Here is a 20,560-nt window from a genome sequence, read left to right as displayed (position 1 = left end):
CACCGCGATGTTCCAGCAGCTGTTGGCCTGGATGCCATCGACCGGTGACGGCACCTCGGCCGGAAGGGGCGGCGCGCCCGCGAGCGGGGCGGGAACGGATGACGAAGATTTTTTCGGCACGGGAGGGCCCTAGCGCGGCCAAAATTTTGTGGATTGTGGCCCTGTTGAGGCTCATGAGCTCTTACGACTCCACACTTTGGGCGAATCCCTAGCCCCTTCCTCCCCCAACTTTGCTGGGGGAGGAAGGAGCCCGCGCAGCGGGAGGGTGGGGCACTTCCAAAATTACCGCGCCAGTAGCTCCTTCAGCGCATCGTCGATCAGGGTGATGTCCTCCTGATGCGCGCCCGGTCCACCGGCGAAATGGCCCCAGATCGACGGGATCGGCCGGAGCTCCGCCTTCGGCATGTGGCTGACTTCGTAGGCGCTGTCCTCCGGCGGAAAATAGAGGTCTGTCTGACTCGGCATCACGATGGCATCGGCCTTGATCGCGCCGAGCGTCCGCTCGAAGTCGCCGTTATAAACATCGTTGGCACTGATGTCGGCATGCTGCCAAGTCCAGAGCATCGCGAGCAGGTCGTTCGCGTCCTTGGTCAGGAAGTCGCCTTCCCAGAAGGCGATCAGGAAATCCTCGAGTGAGGAGTGGCCGAGCGCGTGGATGTCGAGATGTGCGCGGTAGAAGGCCTGCGACAAGCCCCAGCCGGCCCAGACCCGAGCCATCGCTCGCAGGCCCTTGGTTGGAGGCCTTTCGTACCAGCCGTCGTTCCAGGCGGCATCGGCCCTCAGGGCGGCTTTGGCGCCCTCTAGGAAGACGAAATTGTGCCGCGAACACCGGGCCGCCCCGCCGAAGGGCAGGATGCGCTCGACCATTTCCGGATAGAGGCTCGCCCATTGAAAGGCCTGCAGCGCGCCCATCGACCGGCCGATCACCAGCTTGATGCTCTCGACGTCGAACACTTCCGTCATCAGGCGCATCTGGCAGCGGACATTGTCGTAGATCGTGACGTCGGGAAAGCGCGCCTTGTCATAGGGCGGCGGTGTGTTGCTGGGCGAGGAGGAGAGGCCGTTTCCGAGTAGATTGGGAATCACGATGAAGTAACGCGTCGGGTCGAGCGCCATGCCCTCGCCGATCAGCCATTCATTGTCCGTATGCCGGCCGCCGAACGCGGTGGGGAACAGGATGACATTGCTGTCGTCGCGGTTCAGTGTCCCGAAGGTCTTGTAGGCCAGCCTCGCATCGCGCAGCGTGGCGCCGGACTGGAGGACGACGGTCCCGAGATCGAAGATCTGATGATCGTCCATGATCGCTCCTGCAACACCGACATAATCCTTCCCTTAACATCCGAACGGCGCGGCGAGTTCACGCGCCGCTCGTGAAAAGAAAGGGCTGCTCTCGAATGCAGGGCAGTCTCCATAGCGTTCGGGCTTTGCCGCCGGGTTACGGCCTCATGCCGCCGGACGTCGGAAGGACTTGGTCGAACTGCTGCTCGACTCCCGTTGCCGGCTGTTCGGCTTCGACATCCTCCTGTGTTTTGAAGTCGGGAGCGGCCTTGATGTCGGCTCGCATCAGGTTCAGCACGACGATCGGGTCATTGGTTTCCGGGGCCGACCGGACTTCGGCCTGGTCCCAGGAGACACCGACATCCCTGCCGCCGAAGCCGAGAAGACCGCCGGTTGATACGATAAGACCCCTGAGGCGATCGTCCTGGTCCAGGATGAGATCGGTCACGTCGCCGACCACGGCGCCATCGGTCGTCAGGACCGTCATGCCGATCAGGCTATCGGCTCGCATCTGGGTCGCGCCTTCGGTCGCGATCACAGTGTCATGGGTTTGAGCCCCCACCGCACCCGACAGAATCAGTGCGACGGTTGTGGTCGATAGCAGATGCTTCAACATCCTCACCCTCCTGATTCGACGGCCTTCCCCGTCCGCCTTGCGCTCGGAAAACGTTCCAAGTTCGCCGAGGTTCCGCGTGGAAAATGTAATATTAAATGGCGCGAATGGCGGGTGTGTCAAAGTTGTGCAAGGGTAGATAAGATTCTGAAGAAATAAAATAAAAACAATGCCACAGGCGTATACAAAATTAACCCATAAGGCAGATTTGTGGCAGCCGGTACTCTGCAGAGTCGTGTCAATTTCGTGTTACAAAAATTTTCCTATTGCTGTATTCGCATCTTGAAGCGACATCTACTCGCAAAGATGGGTCGTATGTTTCTCATGACCTTAGGAGACAGTGAATGCCGCAAGTTCCGTCTGATCGGACGACCAGCACAATCAAGTTTTATCTGCCTTCGCTTCGCCGCTATGCCCGCGCATTGACGCGTGATCGGGAGCTGGCTGATGCCTTGGTTCGAGACTGTCTCGAGCGCGCGGTGTCGCGGATCGACCTCGCCCCATCGACGACCGACCTTCGGGTCTGGCTGCTTGCATTGTTACAGGGTGAGCATGCGCGTCGGGCGTCCGGCGAGCGACCCGTTTCGTCTCGCTTCATTGGCGATAGTGAAGAACCGGCCGAGCTTCACGCCTTCCGGGTCGCGTTCGACCGGCTCACGATCGAGGATCGGCAGATTCTGCTTCTTACCGGGCTTGAAGGGCTTACCTCGGAAGAAGCCGCGGAAGTCCTTGGCATCAGTCCCGCCACGGTGCAGGCGCGCGTCTCGGAGGCGCGGAAGCGTCTCTACCTGAGTCAGCGCGACGTGGCGGAACTGTCGCCCGCGGCGCTCGTCGAGCGGGTAGAGCTTCCGAGGAAAGGGGTGGCCGGCAGATCCTTCCTTTGACGGTTTTAGCGCCGGATACTGGCCAATCCGCCGGCAACGAGGCTCAGGAGGAACAGAACGGCGGCGGCGGTGACGATCGACGGGCCCGATGGCGTGTCGAACCGGAGCGATCCGGCGAGTCCGCCGCCGACGGCGAGGCAGCCGATCAGACTCGCCAGAGCCGCCATCTGCTCCGGTGTGCGGGCGAAGCGGCGCGCCGTTGCCGCCGGGATGATCAGCAACGACGTGATCAGCAGGATGCCGATGATCTTCATCGCGATCGCGATGACCAGTGCGATCGCCAGCATGAAGACGAATCGCAGGGCGGCTACCGGCACGCCCTCGGCGCGGGCCAGCTCCTCATGCACGGTCATGGCCAGCAAGGGCCGCCAGATTGCCGCCAGCAGCGCCAGCGTTACGGCCCCGCCGCCGTAGATCCAGACGAGATCGACGGGGCCGATCGCGAGAATGTCGCCGAAAAGATAGGAGAGTAGATCGACCCGCAGGCTTTCCATGAAGCTGACGGCAACCAGTCCGATCGACAGCGCGCTATAGGCCAGGATCACGAGCAAGGTGTCGGCCCCCAGCCGCTTTTGCTGCTGCAGCGCCACCAGCATCAGCACAAGCAGCATGCAGACGGCGAGCACGCCGAACTGCAGGTCGACCCCAAACAGGAAACCGAACGCGACGCCGAGAAGCGCGCTATGGGCCAGCGAATCACCGAAATAGGCCATTCGCCGCCAGATGATGAAAGAACCGAGGGGGCCCGCCACCAGGGCGATGCCGATGCCCCCAAGCAGGGCTCGCCATAGGAAATCGTCGATCACGATCCGCTCCCAACGCTGCGCCGCCGATCCCGCCCCGCGGCCGGGTCATCGACCACTTCGCCGGCGAGGTCGTGCCGGTGGTCGTGGCTGTGGGTGTAGACGGCCAGCCGTTCTCCGGTCGCCGGGCCGAACAGCGCGAGATACTCCGGATGCGCGCTCACCGCCTCCGGCCGCCCGGCGCAGCAGACATGATGGTTCAGGCAGATCACCCGATCGGTCGCGGCCATCACCAGATGCAGGTCGTGCGAGACCATCAGAATGCCGCAACCCCGCCGGCTCCGGATCCGCGTGATCAGGTCGTACAGCTCCAACTGACCGTTGACGTCGACGCCCCGCACCGGTTCGTCGAGCACCATCAGGTCCGGGTTACGGACCAGTGCGCGGGCGAGCAGCACGCGCTGGGTCTCTCCGCCGGACAGGCCCTGAAACGGATTGTCGATCAGGTGCAGGGCGCTGACCTCCGCCAGTGCCGCTTCCAGCGCTTCCGGGCCACTGCCGCGGGCAAGTGAAAGGAACCGCCGGACAGTGATCGGCAGGCCATCCTCGATATGGAAGTGCTGCGGCATATAGCCGATGACGAGCCCCGGCCGCCGTGTGACGCGGCCGCTGCTCGGGCGAATCAGACCGAGCACGATCCGCACGAGCGTGGACTTGCCGGCGCCGTTCGGACCAATCAGCGTAACGATTTCACCAGGGGCAACGGCCAGATCGACGTTCTGCAGGACCGCATCGCGGTCGAAACGATGCGAGACAGATTCGACCCGAACCAGGGATGCCGCGTTAACGTTCGTCATCGGGCGTGGTCATGCGGTTCCGAGCTGCCCTGGTCGTGAGCGTTGCAGCGCGCGCACAGCCCCCGCAGCTCGATGGTCAGACGGTCGATGGCAAACCCCGCCGCGGCCGCATTCCGCGATGCGGCGGCGCGAATCTTCGTCCCGTCGATTTCCGCCACCTCGCTGCAGGCGGTGCAGATCAGGAACTGGCTGACATGGCTTTCGTCAGGATACGGGCAGCCGACGAAAGCATTCAGCGATTCGATTCGATGGACCAGGCCCTGGTCGCGGAGAAACTCCAGCGCACGATACACCGTGGGCGGCGCCGCTCTGTGCCCGTCGCGCTGAAGCTGTTCCAGGATGTCGTAGGCGCCGACGGGCTCATGGCTGCGCCAGACGAGTTCCAGCACCCGGCGCCGCAATGAAGTGAGGCGGGCGCCGCGCTCCTCGCAAAGTGAGAGCGCCTTCCCAAGCGCCTGATCGACGCAACGCTGATGGTTGTGGTGCCGGTGCGGGAAGGCGCTTCTGGTCTGCCCCTCGGTTTGCGTGGCCATTTTCGCCATGTCCGCCTCTCTGCCCTTGACGAAGAAACGTTATAATGTATCAAGTGGGGAAACATTATAACATTCCAAGCGGCACCGATCCACCCGGAGGTGTCGGGCGGATGCGTTCATATCAATCCACAATGGAGTCGGCCCTCATGCGTCTCGGATCTCTCTTGCTCAAGCTTGTGTTGGTTTCGCCACTCGCCGGTGCCGGCCTTGCCACCGCGGCAATGGCGGAGCCGAACGTCGTCGCCAGCATAAAACCCGTCCACTCCCTGGCGGCCGGCGTGATGGAAGGTGTGGGAACGCCGGCGCTGCTGGTCGACGGCGCGGCTTCTGAACACAGCTATGCCCTGCGACCGTCGGACGCCAGAGCCCTCAGCCAGGCGGACCTGGTATTCTGGGTCGGGGAGGGGCTGGAGACCTATCTGACCGCGCCGATCGCCAATCTTGCCGGCGACGCCCATATCGTCGAGCTGGCCGAAATCGAAGGCATCAGACTCCTGGAGCCGCGAACCGGTGGAGACTGGGAGGCGCATGATCACGATCATGAACACGATCATGGAGCAGCAGAGCACGCCCATGAGGATGGCCACGGGAAGGACCGTGGGGACGATCATGACCATGCCGCGGAAGGCGAGCATCATCACACTGACTATGACGCGCATTTCTGGCTCGACACGGGGAATGCGCGCCGGATCGTCGCAGCCATGGTGGAGGCATTGAGCGAGCAGGATCAGGAAAACGCCCCGATTTATCGGGCGAACGGCGACCGGCTCGCCGATAGGCTCGCCGCCCTCGATCGGGAGCTCGCGGCGGCCCTCGCCCCGGTGAAGGACGTCCCCTATGTCGTGTTCCACGACGCCTACCAGTATTTCGAGTCGCGCTACGATCTGGCCGCGGTGGGATCGATTACGGTCAGCCCCGAGCGGCAGCCGGGCGCTCAGCGCTTGCATGAAATTCGCGAGAAGATCTCCGGCCTCGATGTGCGCTGCGTGTTCAGTGAGCCGCAGTTCGAACCGGCCCTCGTCGATACCCTCCGCGAGGGCACCGCAGCGCGGACCGGGGAACTCGATCCGCTTGGCGCTGACCTGTCGAACGGCCCCGGCCTCTATTTCGAGCTGATGCGCAACTTGGCCGGATCGTTGAAGAGCTGCCTTGCCGACTAGAGCGGTGCCTGGAAGGCCGGGCGTCGTCGGCAGCTCACCCCAACGGGCAGCCGCAATATGGGCAGGAGAGGCTCGCCAGTGTGGCCTCGACCTCCTCGGGCGAGAGCCTGTCACCAAGCTTCGACACGACCTCCTCGATCAGCTCGTCATGCACGCTATTGATCGAGCAGGCATTCAAGTAGGCCTTGTGGGTTTCCTGGTTCGCGGACTCGAACGAGAAGGCACGGGCCGCGACCGGTGCGCCGGCGGCCGTCAGGAAGCCGGCGCCGGCGAGGGCGGACCCGGCAAGAAAGCGGCGGCGGTTGATTGCAGTCATTGGCGTCACCTCGAAGACCGACGAAGGCTAGCCTAGGGGGCGCCCACTGCCCCGTCAATCGACAGGAAACGAATCGTTAGGGGATCAATCGGATTATAAGGCGTGAAGAGAATCTTTCCACTGATCCTGTGCGCCGGTCTTTCGTTCGCGAAGGCCGTCGACGCTCATCCGCATATCTTTATCACCAATGCCGTGACCTTCGTCTTCTCGGGAGAAATCGTCACCGGATTGCGGCTGCAATGGGCGTTTGACGAGGTTTTCAGCAGCACCATCATCGCGGACTTCGACCGGAACGGCGACGGAGCCTTCGATGCTGCGGAGGTCGCTGCGATCGAGGACGGAGCCTTCGCCAATCTGGAGGAATATGGCTATTTCACCCATCTCCTGATCGATGGACAGGCGGTGCCGGCTTCCGAAATCCGCGAGTTCTCGGCCGCGCGTGACGGTGATCAGGTAGTCTACAGCTTCTTCGTGCCGCTGCCGGCTCCCACCGACCCGCGTCGAACCGACCTTCGGGCCGAGATCTATGATGCGGACTACTATGTCGAGATCGTCCTGGACCCGGAACGGCCGCCCACGATGGAGGGCGAGGCGGAGATGCCCTGCGGCGTCACCGTGACCGAGAATAAGAACGCACCCTACTACTTCGGTTTGATCCATCCGGAACAGATCGGTCTCGATTGCCGGGAAGGTTAGAATGATGCTCCGTCGAATTGCGCAATATTGCCTGTTGGGCCTGATGCTCGCATTCGGCTCTACATCGGCGGTCGCTAATCCGTTTGAGACCGGACCCGCACAGCAGGAGAGCGCCGTGCGGTCAGCCGAGCCGACCATGTTTCAGAAGCTGGGCGGCAGGCTGATGCTGTTGCAGCGCGACATCAACCGGCTGATCACGCGCCAGATGGTCGAGATCAAGGCGGGCCGTTCGAGCCTGGCGCTCGTACTCGGCTTCGCGATCGCCTTCCTGTATGGCGCCGCCCATGCTGCGGGGCCGGGTCACGGCAAGGCGGTCGTGGTTTCCTATTTCCTGTCACGCGACGCCGGGATCTTGAAAGGTCTCTGGATGGCCGGCCTGATCGCGCTGTGCCATGTCGCTGCCGCCATCGTCATCGTCCTTGCCGCGCAGTTCGTGCTCGAGGGAATTCTATCGAAGCCCGTGAATGAGATGCGGGCGTTGAAGATCGTCAGCTATGGCGCGATTACCGCCATCGGCTTCTGGATGTTCGCGACGACGGCACGGCGATGGTTCGTGCCGTCGGCCGATGGCTCGACCACTACCGGGCGGTCGGAGGAGGGGACGCATCACTGCGGCTGCGGCGTAGCGGCCGACCACCGGTACGGCGGTGTCCTGTCGTTCGCCGTCGGTCTTATCCCTTGCTCCGGCGCGGTCTTGATTCTTGTATACAGCTTGGCCAACGGCATTGTCGCGAGCGGGATCCTGATGACCTTCGGCATCGGACTTGGCATGACCGCGACGCTCGCGGCGGTCGGCGTGGCCAGCATCTATACCCGCCGCCGGGCCGTCGCCTTGGCGGCGAATGGCAATGCCCGCCGCGGGGAGATGCTGCAAACGGTGTTCGGTGCGGTCGGTGCGCTGCTCATCACGGGGCTGGGCGGCATCCTGCTGGCCGGCAGCTTCACCTAGAGCACGATCCGATCAGGTTGATGCAACCTGATCTGTGAATCGCCCTCTCATTCAAACAAGTAGGGCCTGATCGAGCGTGAAAGAAAAAGGGGAGGGCGGACGACCGTCCTCCCCGCCAGGTTGAGGCACGGCCCGTCATCGGGCCGCTCGGGAGCCTATCCGATCATTCCGTCGTCTGCCGGGCTCGATGCGATACCGAGAAGCTCGACGCCGTCCGTGTCGAACGTCAGGCTCCCGTTCCAGGACATCTTCTCCTGACCCGCCAGCGTCTGGCCGTTGCTGCGTTCATAGGTCGCGTCCTCTGCCTGGAGTCGCGTGCCATCCACCTCGACCCAGTCGACATAGAGGTTGCGGTCCTTGGCGCTCGAGCCGCCCCAGCCGTCGTTGAGGAAGCTGAGGGTGACCTCGTCCGGCCCGTCCGCATCGGCGGTGCCGGAGAACGTGAAGGTCTGCCACTCGCCCTGGTCATGGTCGGCGGCGACCGCCTTCGTGCCGAGCTTCTGGCCGTCGAGATAGAGACTGAACTTCGGATCTCCGTTATAGTCGTCGCCCGATACGCGAACGCGAAGATCAATCGTAGACGAGCTCGAGTCCGGTTCCGGATCAGGCGTGGGCTCGGGAGCGGGTTCTGGCTCCGGCGACGGGGCCGGCTCGGGCGCGGGCGCTGGCTCACCGACGTGACTGAGGTCGTCATAGACCGTGTTGTTGCTCTGGCTGTTCGGGCCGCGGGCGACCGTGTCGACGTTGTGGAAGACGTTGTCCTCGATGCGAACATTGATCGGAGTCTGGTTCCGAACGCCGGTGCCGTTGCCGCCGTGGCTGATGAACTCGTTCCCTTCGACCAGCAGGCTGCCAGTGTAGCTCGACCCCTCGCCGCCGTAATGCACGATGGTGCGGTTGGCGCTGCTGCTGCTCTGGTCCAGCACGTTGCCGCGGATAACCGCATGGTTCCCGTCCGGCAGGTCGATGTTGTAGTCCGCGTTGCCGCCGCCATCGATCAGCCGGTTGTTGACGATGGTGGATTCGTCGGCGCGGCTCTTGATGTGATGCCCGGCCCGGGTGTCGTGGAAATAGCTGTCGGTCACCGTAAGGCTGGCGATCCTGCCGACATAGATGCCGTGGGACTGGCCGTCGCCGGCACCGTTGTAGGCGAACTCGCTGTTGTCGATCGAGACACGGCCGTCCGACGGATGCGCGGTCAGGATCCCGTTCTGGTTATGATGGAAATAGCTGTTCTTGATCGACAGCGAGCCCGTCTCGAAACGGATACCAGCGCCGTTGTCAGCCGACACCTTGGCGCCGGAGAACTCGAGGTTCTCGATCTCGACATCTGCACGGACAACGAGGATTCCCTTGCCGTTGCTTATGTCTGAAACGGTGCTCTTCAGATGCGCCTTACCGCCTTCACCGACGATACGAACCGAATTCGTGATCGTGGAGAAGTCGTTCACATATGTACCGGCGTTCAGATGGATCGTATCGCCGTCCCGCGACGCGGCGATGGCGTCCTTCAGCCGCGTGTACTGCTCGCCACTGCCGACCCACAGGTCGCGTCCGGATGCCTGGAAAGCCACTGGCTTGTTCCCCCTTAGTATAGACAGTTCCGATGAAATCCAAACCGCCGGCCTCGAAGCGACCGGTGGCCGACAGCTGACCCCTTCAGCTATCGAAGTGCCAAATTCACAACACGAATCGGGGGTGGTCCGCCAGTGGCAATAAGAGGGCAATTTCGAGGCGAAGGAATCATCTGGAAGGACGAAGTATTCAGCGCTCTACAATATTTCAGGAGTGCTTATTCTCCGGGGCGGCAATGTATAACGCCGAAAAATCGAAACGCAGCTCAGCTGCCGATCTCGCCGCCGTCCAGTTTCGTGATCGCGACCACCGAGGGGCGCGGCGGTATGCCGTCGGCGAAGTCGGGCCATCGAGTCGACGGCCTGTCGAATGAAGAGAGCCCGTCGGCGCCCGGATGCTGCACGGAAACGAAAAGGGTTTTGTCGTCCGGCGTAAAGCAAGGCCCGCACGCTTCGGCGCCAATGGGAATGCGGAAGAAAGCGCGGGTGACCGCACGGCCGTCGCCGCCGGTATCAGTCGCCCAGATGCCGTCGCCGATGCCGAATTCTGCCTGCGCTCCGCCCTGGTCCGTTGCGATCCACAGGCGACCCTTGCTGTCGAAGGTGCAGCCGTCCGGACAGGCGAACCAGCCCTTGTCGCTCGTTCCGTCACCATATTGTGTCGTGCCGAAGGTGGGGTCGCCGGCGAGCAGGAAAATCTCCCAGCGGCCATCCGTTGCTGCATGGTCGGCCTCGGCGCCGTCGCCTGGCGGAATCGTCTCCAGGATATGACCGGTGGTGTTGTTCGCGCGCGGATTGACGGCATCAATCTGGTCCAGCCCGCGCTTCGAATTATTGGTCAGCATCGCGTAGACTCGGCCGTTCACCGGGTTGGGCACCACGAACTCGGGACGATCCATCGGTGTCGCTCCCAGGAGATCGGCCGCGCGCCGGACCTCAATCATCACATCGCCATGGTCGCCGAAACCGTTCTCCGGCGTCAGCGGGTCCTCGCCATGGACGATCGGCAGCCACTCCATACGGCCGTCGTCATGAAACCTGGCGACATAGAGCGTGCCCTTGTCGAGCAGGTTCATGTTGGCGGCACGATCGTCCGAATCGTAGAGCCCGGACGTCACGAATTTGTAGACGTAATCGAACCGCTCGTCGTCGCCCATATAGACGACGACCCGACCGTCCTTGTTCAGGATCGCATGGGCGTTCTCATGCTTGAAGCGGCCCAGCGCGGTACGCTTCACCGGAACGGACTCGGGGTCGTAGGGATCGATCTCGACGATCCAGCCGAACCGGTTGGGTTCGTTCGGTTCCTTTTCGAGGTTGAAGCGGTCATGGAATTTCCACCAAGCGTATTGGCTGTCGCCTGAGATTCCATATCGCTTGTAGGCGGCGGCCTGCGGCAGCCCTTCGGTCCTGCCGCCGAAATAGCCATCGAAATTCTCCTCGGCGATCAGCACGGTGCCCCACGGAGTCCAGCCGCCGCCACAATTGTTGGCGGTGCCGATCACCTCACGGCCGGTCAGGTCGGCGCTGGTCCTCAGCCGCGCATGGCCCGCTGCCGGACCGGCGACCCGCATCTTCGTCCCGCTCAGCGAGACGCGGCGGTTGTAGGGGCTGTCCTCGACCACGCGCCATCCGTTGCCGTGCTTGCGGATTTCGACAACGGAATGGCCATGCGCGGCCAGTTCGATCTCAGTCCGGTACTTATCGGTCCGGTCGAGCTTGTTCTTCTCGGTCAAGCCGGGAAACATCAACTCGGCACTGGTGTATTCGTGATTGACGCAAAGCAGGCCGTTCTCGGAATTGCGCGATCCGACCGGCAGCGGCATATAGGCAATGAAGTCGCAATTATAGCCGAATTGCCGCGCCTGCGCGCCGGCGCTCTGGTTCCGCGGGTCGAAGGCGGGTGCATCCTTCACCACCTTGTCGCCCCAACGGATCAGCACCTCCGCGGCATAGCCGGGCGCGACATGATGGGTTTCGTCGATGCCGCGGGCGATCTCCTCGAAGGTCAGCGTCGACGGATTGCCGGGGACAAGCGTAGCGCAGCCAAACATGCTGCTGCCGAACGCGCTGGCGACGGCGCTGCCGGCCACCCCCTTCAGCAGGCCGCGACGGCTCAGCCGGGCCTCGACGATCTCGATCATCGGGCGGGCGTCCGTGGGATTGGAGCCGATGTCGTCGCTGTCCCTCACGACGATCGGCGCATATCGCTGGCTCAAGCGCATGACCTGTTCTCTCCGCCTGTCGTTCCGTGTCCGGCCGACGGTACGCGCGGCGTGTGACGCGGCGGTGATGAGCCTATGACGGGAGAATGAAACCGCTCGCCGCTTTGGAGCGCAAGGACTTGGTAGGACAGAACTCTCTAGCGGCAGATCGATTCAAGAATTTCGACTGCGGAGCGTGCGGCGTGCGGCAGACAGTGCTCATCCGCGCTCATCGCCTTGCCTTGCGTCGCGATGACGAGAATGAACGGCGGAAGTCCCGGCACCGTGATATAGGCCGAGTCGTGGCGCCGATAGCTGTTCGTGGCATCGCCCGTCCAGCCGGTCCAGCCCGCTTTCGACCAAAGCTTCGCCTCAGCCGGCAGTCCTGCTCCAAAATAGCCCTTAACCTGGGCGTTCGGGTTCTGCTCGACCCACTCCCGATCGTGCCGACGGGCGAGGAGGTCGCGCATCATCCGGCACCGTTCCGCCGGAAAGCTGCGGCCGTGAAAGATCTCGTGGTAGAGGCGGGCCGTCGCGTTCGGCGTCAGGCTATTATGATTCCGCCCTCCCTCGCCGACGAACTGGCGCTCCCGGCCATAGCGGTCATCATCCATGTTCTTCTGGCAGACATTGATGTCCGCCATCTCCGGCCAGCCGAGCGACCGGAAGTAGCGGTTGGTCCAGTTGCGCTTCTCCGCCCATTCAGCGAAGGCGGTTTCGTCGAGAAGCGTGTCGCCCGTGGTCCCGGTCACGAGGTCGATGACATAGTTCGTGGCCGTGTTGCTCGACCAGACGATCATGTCATGCATGGCACGATCAAGTTCCGGGTGAGGCTGGATGTAGCCTTCCTCGAGGCGGGCGTGGCACGCGGCCAGCCAGAAGCATTTGACGACGCTGCAGGGATAGAAGGAGAGATCTGCCCGATGGCCGTAGCCTCGCGGCGGCCGCCCGGCCTCGAGATGTGCGGGATCGTACAGGACCCAGGCGACGGAAAGATCCTCCGGCCCCAGGCCTTGACCCCGGTTGCGCGTCAGTATCCCGTCGACCAATTCGCGCCCGGCGGTATCCAGGCGTTCGTCCACATCCCAAAACGGCATCGTCTTCCTCTCGACCCACTTTTGCGGCAGGATGATATTCTTCGCTTGCATCGGCAAGCTGATTTGTCAGCGATGCAGACGGTCATGCAAAAGACGGTGGCTTAGCCCACGAAGGTTTGCAATTATGCCGCCCGCTGGCCCCATGACGCCAAAAATCAAACGCGACACCAAAGTTTAGGACGGGAGAGGATACTCACATGCGGACCAACCCATTACGGGCCGTTGCATTCGCCCTGCTGGCTGCGGCCAGCCTGTCGGTTGCGAATGCGCCGGCCGCGGCCGAGACGTTCAGGCTCGGCGTCAAGACGGACGCCTTGTCGCTCGACCCGATCGCGACGAGCGACAACGCCTCGATCTGGGCCCAGCTTCTCATCTATGACCAGCTCGTGCGGCCGACCGAGGACGGCACGGAGCTGATGCCCGGACTGGCCGAAAGCTGGGAGCAGAGCGCCGACGGCAAGAGCTACACCTTCCACCTGCGTGAGGCGAAGTTCTCGAATGGCGACCCGGTCACGGCCGAGGATGTCGTCTTCTCCCTAGAGCGTGCGGCAAGCGAGTCCTCGAACTGGAGCGGCTTCTTCCGACCAATCGTCGCGGTCGAGGCGGTCGACGATCGAACGGTCACGGTCAAGCTCGACGAGCCTTTCACGCCGCTGATCAACAATCTCGCCATGTTCAGCGCCGCGGTCCTGCCGGCCGATCTCGTCGAGAGCCAGGGCAACGCCTTTTTCGAGAACCCGATCGGCTCCGGCCCCTTCGTCTTGGAGGAGTGGCAGCGCGGCGGGAAGATGGTGCTCGCGGCAAATCCACACTATTGGCAGGAGGGTAAGCCTTATGTCGACGGCGCCGAGCTCGTTGTCGTCGGCGAGGACAACAGCCGTGTGCTGCAGCTCCGCTCGGGCAACCTCGACGCCATCATCGGCGTACCCTTCAATCAAGTGAATTCGCTCGGCGCCGATCCCAACATCGACGCCGGGGTCGCCAACGTGTTCCGGATCGAGTTGGTTCAGCTCAACACCACGAAAGAGCCGTTCGGCGACGAGCGCGTGCGGCAGGCCCTCAACTACGCCGTCGACAGGGAAGGCATCGTTCAGGGTATCCTCTTCGGCAACGGTAAGCCGGCGGTCAGCTCGCTGCCGGTCATGGCCTATCACAACGAGGAGCTGGAGCCCTATCCGCACGATCCGGCCAAGGCCCAGGCGCTCCTGGCCGAAGCCGGTCTAGGCGACGGGTTCTCGACGACGATGCTCGTTCCGTCGGGCGACGCCACCTACCAGCAGGTGGCCTCGGCCATTCAGGCCAATCTGGCCGAGGTCGGCGTCCAGGTTCGGCTGCAGCTGATCGAGTCCGGCGCGCAGTGGGATACGACCAAGAGCGGCGACTACGAGATGTCGCTGAGCTATGCCACGAGCGACACGATCGATCCGGACCAGCTGATCGGCTTCACGGCCGTCAACCCGGAGCGCGCCAACGCCTATCATACCGAGTGGCGCAGCGAGCGGCTCAATGAGCTCTATGAGCAGGAGCGGCGCACCCCGAACGGGCCGGAGCGCGGGGCGATGTTCAAGGAGATGGAGCAGATCGTTCACGACGGTGCGCCCTTCATTTTCCTCTACAACATGGGTGCGCCTTACGCTTCCCGGAGCAACGTCGAGGGGTTCGCGATTCTGCCGACGTCCAACTGGCGGCTTGAGAACGTGAAACTGCAATAGTATCCGAGCGGACCCGGTCGGCAGATCGGGTCCGTCTCCTCGACGGAATATCCCGCCTTCATGATCGTCCTTCGCTTTGTTCTTCTGCGGCTGATCCAGATGATTCCGGCGCTGATCGGAATCACGATCGTCGCCTTTCTGCTCTTGCGCGTGCTGCCGGGCGACCCGGCCAGCCTGCTGATCGGTGCGCGCGGCTCTACTGAGGAGGTCGAGGCGCTGCGCCACCAGCTCGGCCTCGACGCGCCGCTCTGGCAGCAATATCTGACCTTTCTCGGCGACATGGCCAATGGGAGCTTCGGGCAGTCGATCACCCAGCGGCGCCCGGTCGCGACCGTGGTCCTCGAACGCCTGCCGCCGACGCTCGTCCTCATCGCCTACAGCACCGTCCTTGCCATCATTCTGACCGTGCCGCTCGCCATGCTCGCGGCGGTCCGACGCAACTCGTGGATCGACTTCGCCATCAAAGCCGTCTTCGTCGTGGCGATGTCGATGCCGCCTTTCTGGCTCGGCGTATTGCTGATCCTCCTCTTCGGGCTGAAGTTTCCGATCTTTCCCGTGTCGGGTTACGGCGAAGGCGTCTTCGGCCATCTCTGGCATCTGTTCCTGCCCGCCTTCGTCATCGCGCTGGGAACGGCCGCGCTGACGATCCGAAGCCTGCGCAGCAGCATCATTGCGGTGCGCACGGCCGATTTCATTGACACGGCCCGCGCCAAGGGGTTGCCCGAGAACGCCGTGCTGCGCCGGCACGTCCTGCGCAACTCGCTGATCAGCACGATCTCGGTGCTCAGCGTTCATACGAGCTGGATCATCGGCGGGACAGTCGTGATTGAGGCGGTGTTCGCCCTGCCGGGCGTCGGCGACCTGCTCGTAACCTCGATCTTCACGCGGGACTACCCCGTCGTTCAGGGGCTGACCGTGACCTTTGCGGCCCTGGTGATGTTGATCAGCCTGATCACCGATGTCGCCTATGCCGCCGTGGACCCAAGGATCCGACTGGAGTGACGACCACGATCACGGAGACGCCGACCGCGTCTCCAAGGCAACGACGTCTTCCCCGCCTGAACCCGCCGCTGACGGCGGGACTGGCGATGCTCGTCATACTCCTGGCCGCGGTTCTGCTCGGGCCGCTGTTCAGCCCCTATGACCCTCTCAAGGTAGACTTCGCAGAGGCCTTGCGTCCGCCCGGTGCGGTCCACTGGTTCGGCACCGACAATCTCGGGCGGGACGTGTTGACCCGCGTCTTGGCGGCGGGTCTCGTGGACTTGCAGATCGCGACGGTCTGTGTCGTGCTGCCCTTCCTGATCGGCTCGACCGTCGGCGCCGTGGCCGGCTATTTCGGTGGCCTCACCGACCGGATCCTGATGCGGATCGTCGACATCCTCTGGGCCTTTCCGTTCTATGTCCTGGTCATCGCCATTGTCGGGACGCTCGGGCCCTCGACCGGCAACATGTATCTGGCCTTCACGCTCGTCGTCTGGATCTCTTTCGCGCGAATCGTCCGGGGCGAGGTCTTGAGCGTGCGGCAGTCCGAATATGTGATGGCCGCGCGCCTTCTCGGCTACAGTCACCTGCGCATCATTCTGCGCCATGTGCTTCCCAATGCGATCACGCCGGCGATCGTCTATGCGATGGCCGATGTGGTCCTGACGATTCTTGCGGTGACGGCGCTGAGCTTCCTCGGGCTGGGCGTGCAGCCGCCGACGCCGGAATGGGGCGTGATGATCGCCGACGGACGCAACTTCATCTTCGATGCATGGTGGATCTCAACCTTTCCGGGCTTCGCGATTATCTACACCGGGATCGCCTTCACCTTGCTCGGCGATGGCCTGGACGACCTGCTGCGGCCAAAGGGCTGAGGCGATGGCACCGCTTCTGAGTGTGCGAGACCTGGTGACCGTTTTCGAGTCGAAGACGCGTCCGGTCCAGGCGGTCGACAGCGTCTCGTTTGAGATCCGGGAAGGCGAGGTCTTCGGCCTCGTCGGCGAGAGCGGCTGCGGAAAGAGCGCCACATGCCGCTCGATCCTGCGCCTGTTCGCCGGTGCGCCGGCCCGGATTACCGGCGGCACCATCGAGTTCGCCGGTCGCGACCTGACGTGCCTGTCCGAGGCCGAGATGACGCGGGTCCGCGGCCGCGAAATCGCCATGGTGTTCCAGGACCCCATGACCTCGCTCAACCCGACCATGCGCGTCGGCGACCAGATCGCGGAGGGGCTTATTCGCCACGAATCCATCGGCCGCCGCGCAGCGCGGCTCGAGGCGATCGAGCTTCTCAAGCAGGTCGGCGTGCCCTCGGCCGAACAGCGTCTCGACAGCTGGCCGCACGAGTTCTCCGGCGGCATGCGCCAGCGGGTCCTGATCGCGATTGCTCTGGCCTGCCGGCCCAAATTGCTGATCGCGGACGAGCCGACAACGGCGCTTGACGTGACAATCCAGGATCAGATCCTCAAGCTGATCCTGCGGCTGAGGGAGCAATATGGGATGAGTGTCCTCCTGGTGACGCATGATCTCGGCGTCGTCGCCCAGACCTGCGACCGTGTCGCCACGATGTATGCCGGACGCATCGTCGAAACGGCCGAAACGCCGAGCCTGTTTGCCCGGCCGCTCCATCCTTACACGATCGCGCTTCTCAACTCCCTGCCGGGGGGCAAGAAGCGCAGCGAGCCGCTGCAGCCGATCGGCGGCGCGCCGCCGAACCTTGCGGATCCGCCGCCGGGCTGCCGCTTCCATCCGCGATGTTCGATTGCCGTCGAGGCTTGCCGTAGTACAGCGCCGGCCCTGCTGCCGGTCGACGCGCCCCATCGGGTCGCTTGCCTGAGACGTGGGGCCGAACCATCGTGATGCCGGCCTCGACGGATACTCCGCTCCTGGAGGTGAGGGGGCTTTCCAAGACCTTCGCACAGCGTCGGTCGCTGTCCCATATTGTCATGTCACAGGCGCCGCATCCCCTTCAGGCGGTGCGCAACGTCACGCTGACGCTTGCTCCGGGCGAGACGCTGGGTCTCGTCGGCGAGAGCGGTTGCGGCAAGAGCACGCTTGGGCGCTGCATTGCCGGCTTCCACGAGCCGACGGAAGGTACCGTTTTCCTGCGCGGTGAGAAGGTCAGCGGCGACGGCTATGATCGGCAACGGCTGAGCCGCGAGCTCCAGATGATTTTTCAGGACCCCTATTCGTCGCTGAACCCGCGTCTGACCGTGGCCCAGGCGCTCGAAGAGCCGATCCGGGTGCATGGCCTGCGGCGGGGGCGCGGTGAGATCGCCGATCGGGTCGACGAGCTGATGTCGACCGTCGGCTTGCCGCCGGGCCTGAAATCCCAGCTTCCGCACGCCTTCAGTGGCGGCCAGCGGCAGCGGATCAGCATTGCCCGGGCGCTGGCGCTCGAACCGGACGTCATTATCGCGGACGAGCCGGTTTCGGCCCTCGATGTCTCGATCCAGGCGCAGATTCTGAACCTGTTCGAGGATCTTCGGAGCCGGCTCGGCCTCACTTACCTCTTCATCGCGCACGATCTCAACGTGGTGCGCCATATCAGCCAGCGGATCGCGGTGATGTATCTCGGCGAGATCGTCGAGATCGCGGACGCCGATCAGCTTTTCGAGGACCCGCAGCACCCCTATACGCGCGCTCTGCTCTCGGCACTGCCGCAGCCCGACCCCACGCGGCGAACGGAGGCCGTCAGTCTCGAGGGGGAGCCGCCGGACCCGAGCTCGCCGCCGTCGGGTTGCGCCTTCAATGTCCGCTGCCCGTTGGCGCATGATGCATGCCGTGCACAGGCGCAGGAGCTGCGGTGGCGCGGCGATCATGGGGCGCGCTGCATAGAGGCCTTCAAGCGGGACTGATCAACGAATCGGAGCTTGCCGTGGCCCTGTCGCGTGACGGCCATAAGACCTATCTATAAGGGGGTGTTTTCGGCCGAGTGCGATGGGGGCTGGACCGACAGGTACCGTATTGGTCGCCGCCCATGGCATGGCGGAGCCGGTACGGAGGCCCCACTGCTTGATCGCGTCGACATGTGACTGAACGCTCCCACAAGCCATCCGCCTCTACGCTCGCGATCTATCGCCGGGTCTGGCGACAGATCCGGCCTTACCGGCTGAATCTCCTGGGCATGCTGCTTCTCAGTCTTGCCCTCATGCCGCTTGCCCTTCTGACGCCGCTGCCGCTCAAGATCGCGGTCGACAGCGTGCTCGGCGATCACCCGCTGCCAGCGTTTCTCAACCGGCTTCTACCGGAAGCCCTTTCCGGCACGCCCGACGCCCGGCTCTGGCTGTCGATCAGCTTGGTGATCGCGGTTGCCTTGCTCAGCAGGATTCACACCGTATTCAGCTGGGTGTTGCGGGACTACACCGCCGAACATCTCGTGGCGGATTTCCGCTCGCGCCTGTTTCTCCATGTGCAACGCCTGTCGTTGGTGCATCACGAGACCAAGGGGACGGCGGATGCGATCTACCGTATCGGGCAGGATGCGGGCGCTCTGCAGATGCTGGTCATTCAGATCGTCCTGCCCTTCATCGGAGCGGCATTCTCCTTCGCCGGCATGCTCTACGTGACGGCCGCGATCAACGGCAAGATCGCGCTGGTCGCACTTGCCATCGCGCCGTTTCTTATGCTGCTGACGGGCCTTTACCGTCCTTATCTGCGCGAGAAATGGCGCGCGGCCCACGAGCAGCACAGCGCGGCGGTCGCCGTCCTGCATGAGGCCCTCGGCGCCTTGCGTCTCGTGAAGACGTTCGGCACCGAGGAGCGCGAGCGGCACCGGTTCGAGACGCAGGCCGGGTCGGCAGTCAGGATTCGTGTTGGCGCCGCGTTCGCCGAAGCATCGCTGAACTTCCTTGTCGGGCTGCTCATCGCCTGCGGGACGGCGCTGGTGCTCTATATCGGCGTCCGCGACGTTCAGGCAGGCGAACTCACGATCGGCGATCTGCTGCTGGTCATGGCTTATCTGGCACAGCTTTATCAGCCGCTTCAGACCATGGGGGCGCAGATCGCCATGCAGCAGCGGGCGCTGGCCAGCGTGGAGCGCGCTTTCGAGCTTCTTGACGAGACGCCGACGCTGATCGACCGTCCTGGCGCCTGCCCGCTTGCCCGGGCGGCCGGCGCAATCACGTTCGAGAACGTGTCCTTCGCCTATTTCCCCCGGAAGCCGACCCTCCACGACATCAGCTTCGCGGTGCCGGCCGGCAGCTCTGTCGGAATCGTCGGCAGGACCGGCGCCGGCAAGAGCTCGCTGATTAGCCTGCTGATCCGCCTCTATGATCCGACGTCGGGGCGGATCCTGCTCGACGGCGTCGATCTCCGCGATTACCGGATCGCCGATCTCCGGCGTCAGTTTGGCGTCGTGTCGCAGGACTCGCTTCTGTTCTCGGACACGGTCGCCGCGAACATCGCCTATTCCCGCCCGAATGCCCCGATGAAGGAGATCATGGCTGCCGCGGAGGCGGCCGAGGCCCACGATTTTATTATGAAGCTGCCGGACGGTTACGACACGCTTTGCGGGGACCGGGGGGTGCGCTTTTCCGGTGGCGAGCGCCAGCGCCTCTCCCTGGCGCGGGCGTTCCTGCGCGATGCGCCCCTCCTGATCCTCGACGAACCGACCAGCGCCGTCGATGTGCAGACCGAAGCCGCGATCCTCCGAGGCATCGAGCGGCTGATGGAGGGCCGCACGACATTCATGATCACGCACCGTCTCGCGACGCTGCGGCGGTGCGACCTTCTGTTGGTGATGGAGGCCGGGCGCCTGACGTCCATCACCCGCGATGTCGATGCGGCCGTTCGGGATATCGCGGCAGAAGCCGAATGATGACCCGATCGGCCCCGAGCAACGGGCTGATGGGCGACACTCTAAACCCGTTCTAGGTTGCGAATGGGTCGCAATCTCAGTAGTGTCCCAACTGCAATCACAGAGTTGGCCTCGGGAGGGCGCAGCCTTACCAGGGCGGGAAAGAGA

The 20,560-nt window shown here is 63.6% G+C and carries 19 protein-coding genes; 10 read left to right on the top strand and 9 right to left on the bottom strand.

Features of this window, described 5'->3' with window-relative positions; genetic code table 11:
• Nucleotides 1-282: 282 nt before the first annotated feature.
• Nucleotides 283-1,299 (bottom strand): alpha/beta fold hydrolase, encoded by a 1,017-nt coding sequence (locus DT069_RS06365; RefSeq protein WP_119459457.1) that lies wholly within the window; start codon nucleotides 1,297-1,299, stop codon nucleotides 283-285.
• A 136-nt stretch (nucleotides 1,300-1,435) separates the two neighbouring features.
• Nucleotides 1,436-1,894, bottom strand: a complete 459-nt coding sequence (locus DT069_RS06360) for a PRC-barrel domain-containing protein (protein WP_119459456.1) — start codon at nucleotides 1,892-1,894, stop codon at nucleotides 1,436-1,438.
• A gap of 341 nt (nucleotides 1,895-2,235) precedes the next feature.
• Between DT069_RS06360 and DT069_RS06355 the strand changes: the two genes are divergently transcribed.
• Nucleotides 2,236-2,775 carry a sigma factor-like helix-turn-helix DNA-binding protein gene (locus tag DT069_RS06355; RefSeq protein ID WP_119459455.1) on the top strand — a complete coding sequence of 180 codons (540 nt, stop codon included), beginning with the start codon at nucleotides 2,236-2,238 and terminating at the stop codon, nucleotides 2,773-2,775.
• A 5-nt stretch (nucleotides 2,776-2,780) separates the two neighbouring features.
• On the opposite strand, the gene znuB is transcribed toward DT069_RS06355, so the two are convergent.
• Genes znuB through DT069_RS06340 form a run of 3 tightly spaced genes read right to left on the bottom strand, consistent with a single transcriptional unit; the run spans nucleotide 2,781 to nucleotide 4,917 of the window.
• Nucleotides 2,781-3,578 (bottom strand): zinc ABC transporter permease subunit ZnuB, encoded by a 798-nt coding sequence (gene znuB / locus DT069_RS06350; protein ID WP_119459703.1) that lies wholly within the window; start codon nucleotides 3,576-3,578, stop codon nucleotides 2,781-2,783.
• Nucleotides 3,578-4,375: a zinc ABC transporter ATP-binding protein ZnuC gene (znuC, locus tag DT069_RS06345; protein WP_119459454.1), complete on the bottom strand. Its 798-nt coding sequence runs from the start codon at nucleotides 4,373-4,375 to the stop codon at nucleotides 3,578-3,580. The genes znuB and znuC overlap by 1 nt, the downstream gene beginning before the upstream one ends.
• Nucleotides 4,372-4,917: a Fur family transcriptional regulator gene (locus DT069_RS06340; RefSeq protein WP_425450051.1), complete on the bottom strand. Its 546-nt coding sequence runs from the start codon at nucleotides 4,915-4,917 to the stop codon at nucleotides 4,372-4,374. Before DT069_RS06340 ends, znuC begins: the two co-directional genes overlap by 4 nt.
• Nucleotides 4,918-5,054: 137 nt before the next feature.
• On the opposite strand from DT069_RS06340, the gene znuA reads away from it, so the two are divergent.
• Complete coding sequence (gene znuA, locus DT069_RS06335; protein WP_425450050.1) at nucleotides 5,055-6,068, top strand: zinc ABC transporter substrate-binding protein ZnuA; 1,014 nt, start codon at nucleotides 5,055-5,057, stop codon at nucleotides 6,066-6,068.
• A gap of 34 nt (nucleotides 6,069-6,102) precedes the next feature.
• On the opposite strand, the gene DT069_RS06330 is transcribed toward znuA, so the two are convergent.
• Entirely contained in the window at nucleotides 6,103-6,384 is a 282-nt protein-coding gene (locus tag DT069_RS06330; RefSeq protein ID WP_119459452.1) for a hypothetical protein, read from the bottom strand.
• A 102-nt stretch (nucleotides 6,385-6,486) separates the two neighbouring features.
• Between DT069_RS06330 and DT069_RS06325 the strand changes: the two genes are divergently transcribed.
• Both DT069_RS06325 and DT069_RS06320 read left to right on the top strand, forming a co-directional pair.
• Nucleotides 6,487-7,080, top strand: a complete 594-nt coding sequence (locus tag DT069_RS06325) for a DUF1007 family protein (RefSeq protein WP_119459451.1) — start codon at nucleotides 6,487-6,489, stop codon at nucleotides 7,078-7,080.
• A 115-nt stretch (nucleotides 7,081-7,195) separates the two neighbouring features.
• Nucleotides 7,196-8,029 carry a nickel/cobalt transporter gene (locus DT069_RS06320; RefSeq protein WP_162913014.1) on the top strand — a complete coding sequence of 278 codons (834 nt, stop codon included), beginning with the start codon at nucleotides 7,196-7,198 and terminating at the stop codon, nucleotides 8,027-8,029.
• Between the two features lie 155 nt (nucleotides 8,030-8,184).
• Here DT069_RS06320 and DT069_RS06315 read toward each other — a convergent pair whose 3' ends face one another.
• From DT069_RS06315 to DT069_RS06305, 3 genes are all read right to left on the bottom strand, one after another.
• Nucleotides 8,185-9,603 (bottom strand): carbohydrate-binding domain-containing protein, encoded by a 1,419-nt coding sequence (locus DT069_RS06315; RefSeq protein ID WP_162913013.1) that lies wholly within the window; start codon nucleotides 9,601-9,603, stop codon nucleotides 8,185-8,187.
• A gap of 266 nt (nucleotides 9,604-9,869) precedes the next feature.
• Nucleotides 9,870-11,828 (bottom strand): PhoX family protein, encoded by a 1,959-nt coding sequence (locus tag DT069_RS06310; protein ID WP_119459448.1) that lies wholly within the window; start codon nucleotides 11,826-11,828, stop codon nucleotides 9,870-9,872.
• Between the two features lie 137 nt (nucleotides 11,829-11,965).
• Nucleotides 11,966-12,955 carry a serine hydrolase gene (locus tag DT069_RS06305; protein WP_119459447.1) on the bottom strand — a complete coding sequence of 330 codons (990 nt, stop codon included), beginning with the start codon at nucleotides 12,953-12,955 and terminating at the stop codon, nucleotides 11,966-11,968.
• 146 nt (nucleotides 12,956-13,101) lie between these two features.
• Between DT069_RS06305 and DT069_RS06300 the strand changes: the two genes are divergently transcribed.
• The 6 genes from DT069_RS06300 (at nucleotide 13,102) to DT069_RS06275 (ending at nucleotide 20,413) form a co-directional block, all read left to right on the top strand.
• A complete protein-coding gene (locus DT069_RS06300; RefSeq protein ID WP_119459446.1) occupies nucleotides 13,102-14,616 on the top strand; it encodes an ABC transporter substrate-binding protein in 1,515 nt (504 codons plus the stop codon).
• Between the two features lie 60 nt (nucleotides 14,617-14,676).
• Complete coding sequence (locus DT069_RS06295) at nucleotides 14,677-15,618, top strand: ABC transporter permease (protein WP_119459445.1); 942 nt, start codon at nucleotides 14,677-14,679, stop codon at nucleotides 15,616-15,618.
• The gene (locus tag DT069_RS06290; protein ID WP_425450049.1) at nucleotides 15,615-16,472 is read left to right on the top strand and encodes an ABC transporter permease; all 858 of its coding nucleotides are present in this window, start codon (nucleotides 15,615-15,617) and stop codon (nucleotides 16,470-16,472) included. Before DT069_RS06295 ends, DT069_RS06290 begins: the two co-directional genes overlap by 4 nt.
• 4 nt (nucleotides 16,473-16,476) lie before the next feature.
• Entirely contained in the window at nucleotides 16,477-17,454 is a 978-nt protein-coding gene (locus DT069_RS06285) for an ABC transporter ATP-binding protein (RefSeq protein ID WP_119459444.1), read from the top strand.
• Nucleotides 17,454-18,452 carry an ABC transporter ATP-binding protein gene (locus DT069_RS06280; protein WP_119459443.1) on the top strand — a complete coding sequence of 333 codons (999 nt, stop codon included), beginning with the start codon at nucleotides 17,454-17,456 and terminating at the stop codon, nucleotides 18,450-18,452. Before DT069_RS06285 ends, DT069_RS06280 begins: the two co-directional genes overlap by 1 nt.
• A 173-nt stretch (nucleotides 18,453-18,625) precedes the next feature.
• On the top strand, nucleotides 18,626-20,413 hold the full coding sequence (locus tag DT069_RS06275) for an ABC transporter ATP-binding protein (RefSeq protein WP_425450048.1): 1,788 nt from the start codon (nucleotides 18,626-18,628) through the stop codon (nucleotides 20,411-20,413).
• Nucleotides 20,414-20,560: the final 147 nt, after the last annotated feature.

The sequence above is a fragment of the Virgifigura deserti genome, from assembly GCA_003576685.1.
Lineage (GTDB): Bacteria > Pseudomonadota > Alphaproteobacteria > Dongiales > Dongiaceae > Virgifigura > Virgifigura deserti.
This window is presented reverse-complemented; position numbering and strand designations above follow the sequence as displayed.

Coding starts and splice junctions, on each gene's coding strand:
- znuC (WP_119459454.1), bottom strand. CDS start 4,375: ATGACGAACGTTAACGCGGCATCCCTGGTTCGGGTCGAATCTGTCTCG.
- DT069_RS06360 (WP_119459456.1), bottom strand. CDS start 1,894: ATGTTGAAGCATCTGCTATCGACCACAACCGTCGCACTGATTCTGTCG.
- DT069_RS06305 (WP_119459447.1), bottom strand. CDS start 12,955: ATGCAAGCGAAGAATATCATCCTGCCGCAAAAGTGGGTCGAGAGGAAG.
- DT069_RS06280 (WP_119459443.1), top strand. CDS start 17,454: ATGCCGGCCTCGACGGATACTCCGCTCCTGGAGGTGAGGGGGCTTTCC.
- DT069_RS06330 (WP_119459452.1), bottom strand. CDS start 6,384: ATGACTGCAATCAACCGCCGCCGCTTTCTTGCCGGGTCCGCCCTCGCC.
- DT069_RS06355 (WP_119459455.1), top strand. CDS start 2,236: ATGCCGCAAGTTCCGTCTGATCGGACGACCAGCACAATCAAGTTTTAT.
- DT069_RS06310 (WP_119459448.1), bottom strand. CDS start 11,828: ATGCGCTTGAGCCAGCGATATGCGCCGATCGTCGTGAGGGACAGCGAC.
- DT069_RS06295 (WP_119459445.1), top strand. CDS start 14,677: ATGATCGTCCTTCGCTTTGTTCTTCTGCGGCTGATCCAGATGATTCCG.
- DT069_RS06365 (WP_119459457.1), bottom strand. CDS start 1,299: ATGGACGATCATCAGATCTTCGATCTCGGGACCGTCGTCCTCCAGTCC.
- znuA (WP_425450050.1), top strand. CDS start 5,055: ATGCGTCTCGGATCTCTCTTGCTCAAGCTTGTGTTGGTTTCGCCACTC.
- DT069_RS06340 (WP_425450051.1), bottom strand. CDS start 4,917: ATGGCGAAAATGGCCACGCAAACCGAGGGGCAGACCAGAAGCGCCTTC.
- DT069_RS06300 (WP_119459446.1), top strand. CDS start 13,102: ATGCGGACCAACCCATTACGGGCCGTTGCATTCGCCCTGCTGGCTGCG.
- DT069_RS06285 (WP_119459444.1), top strand. CDS start 16,477: ATGGCACCGCTTCTGAGTGTGCGAGACCTGGTGACCGTTTTCGAGTCG.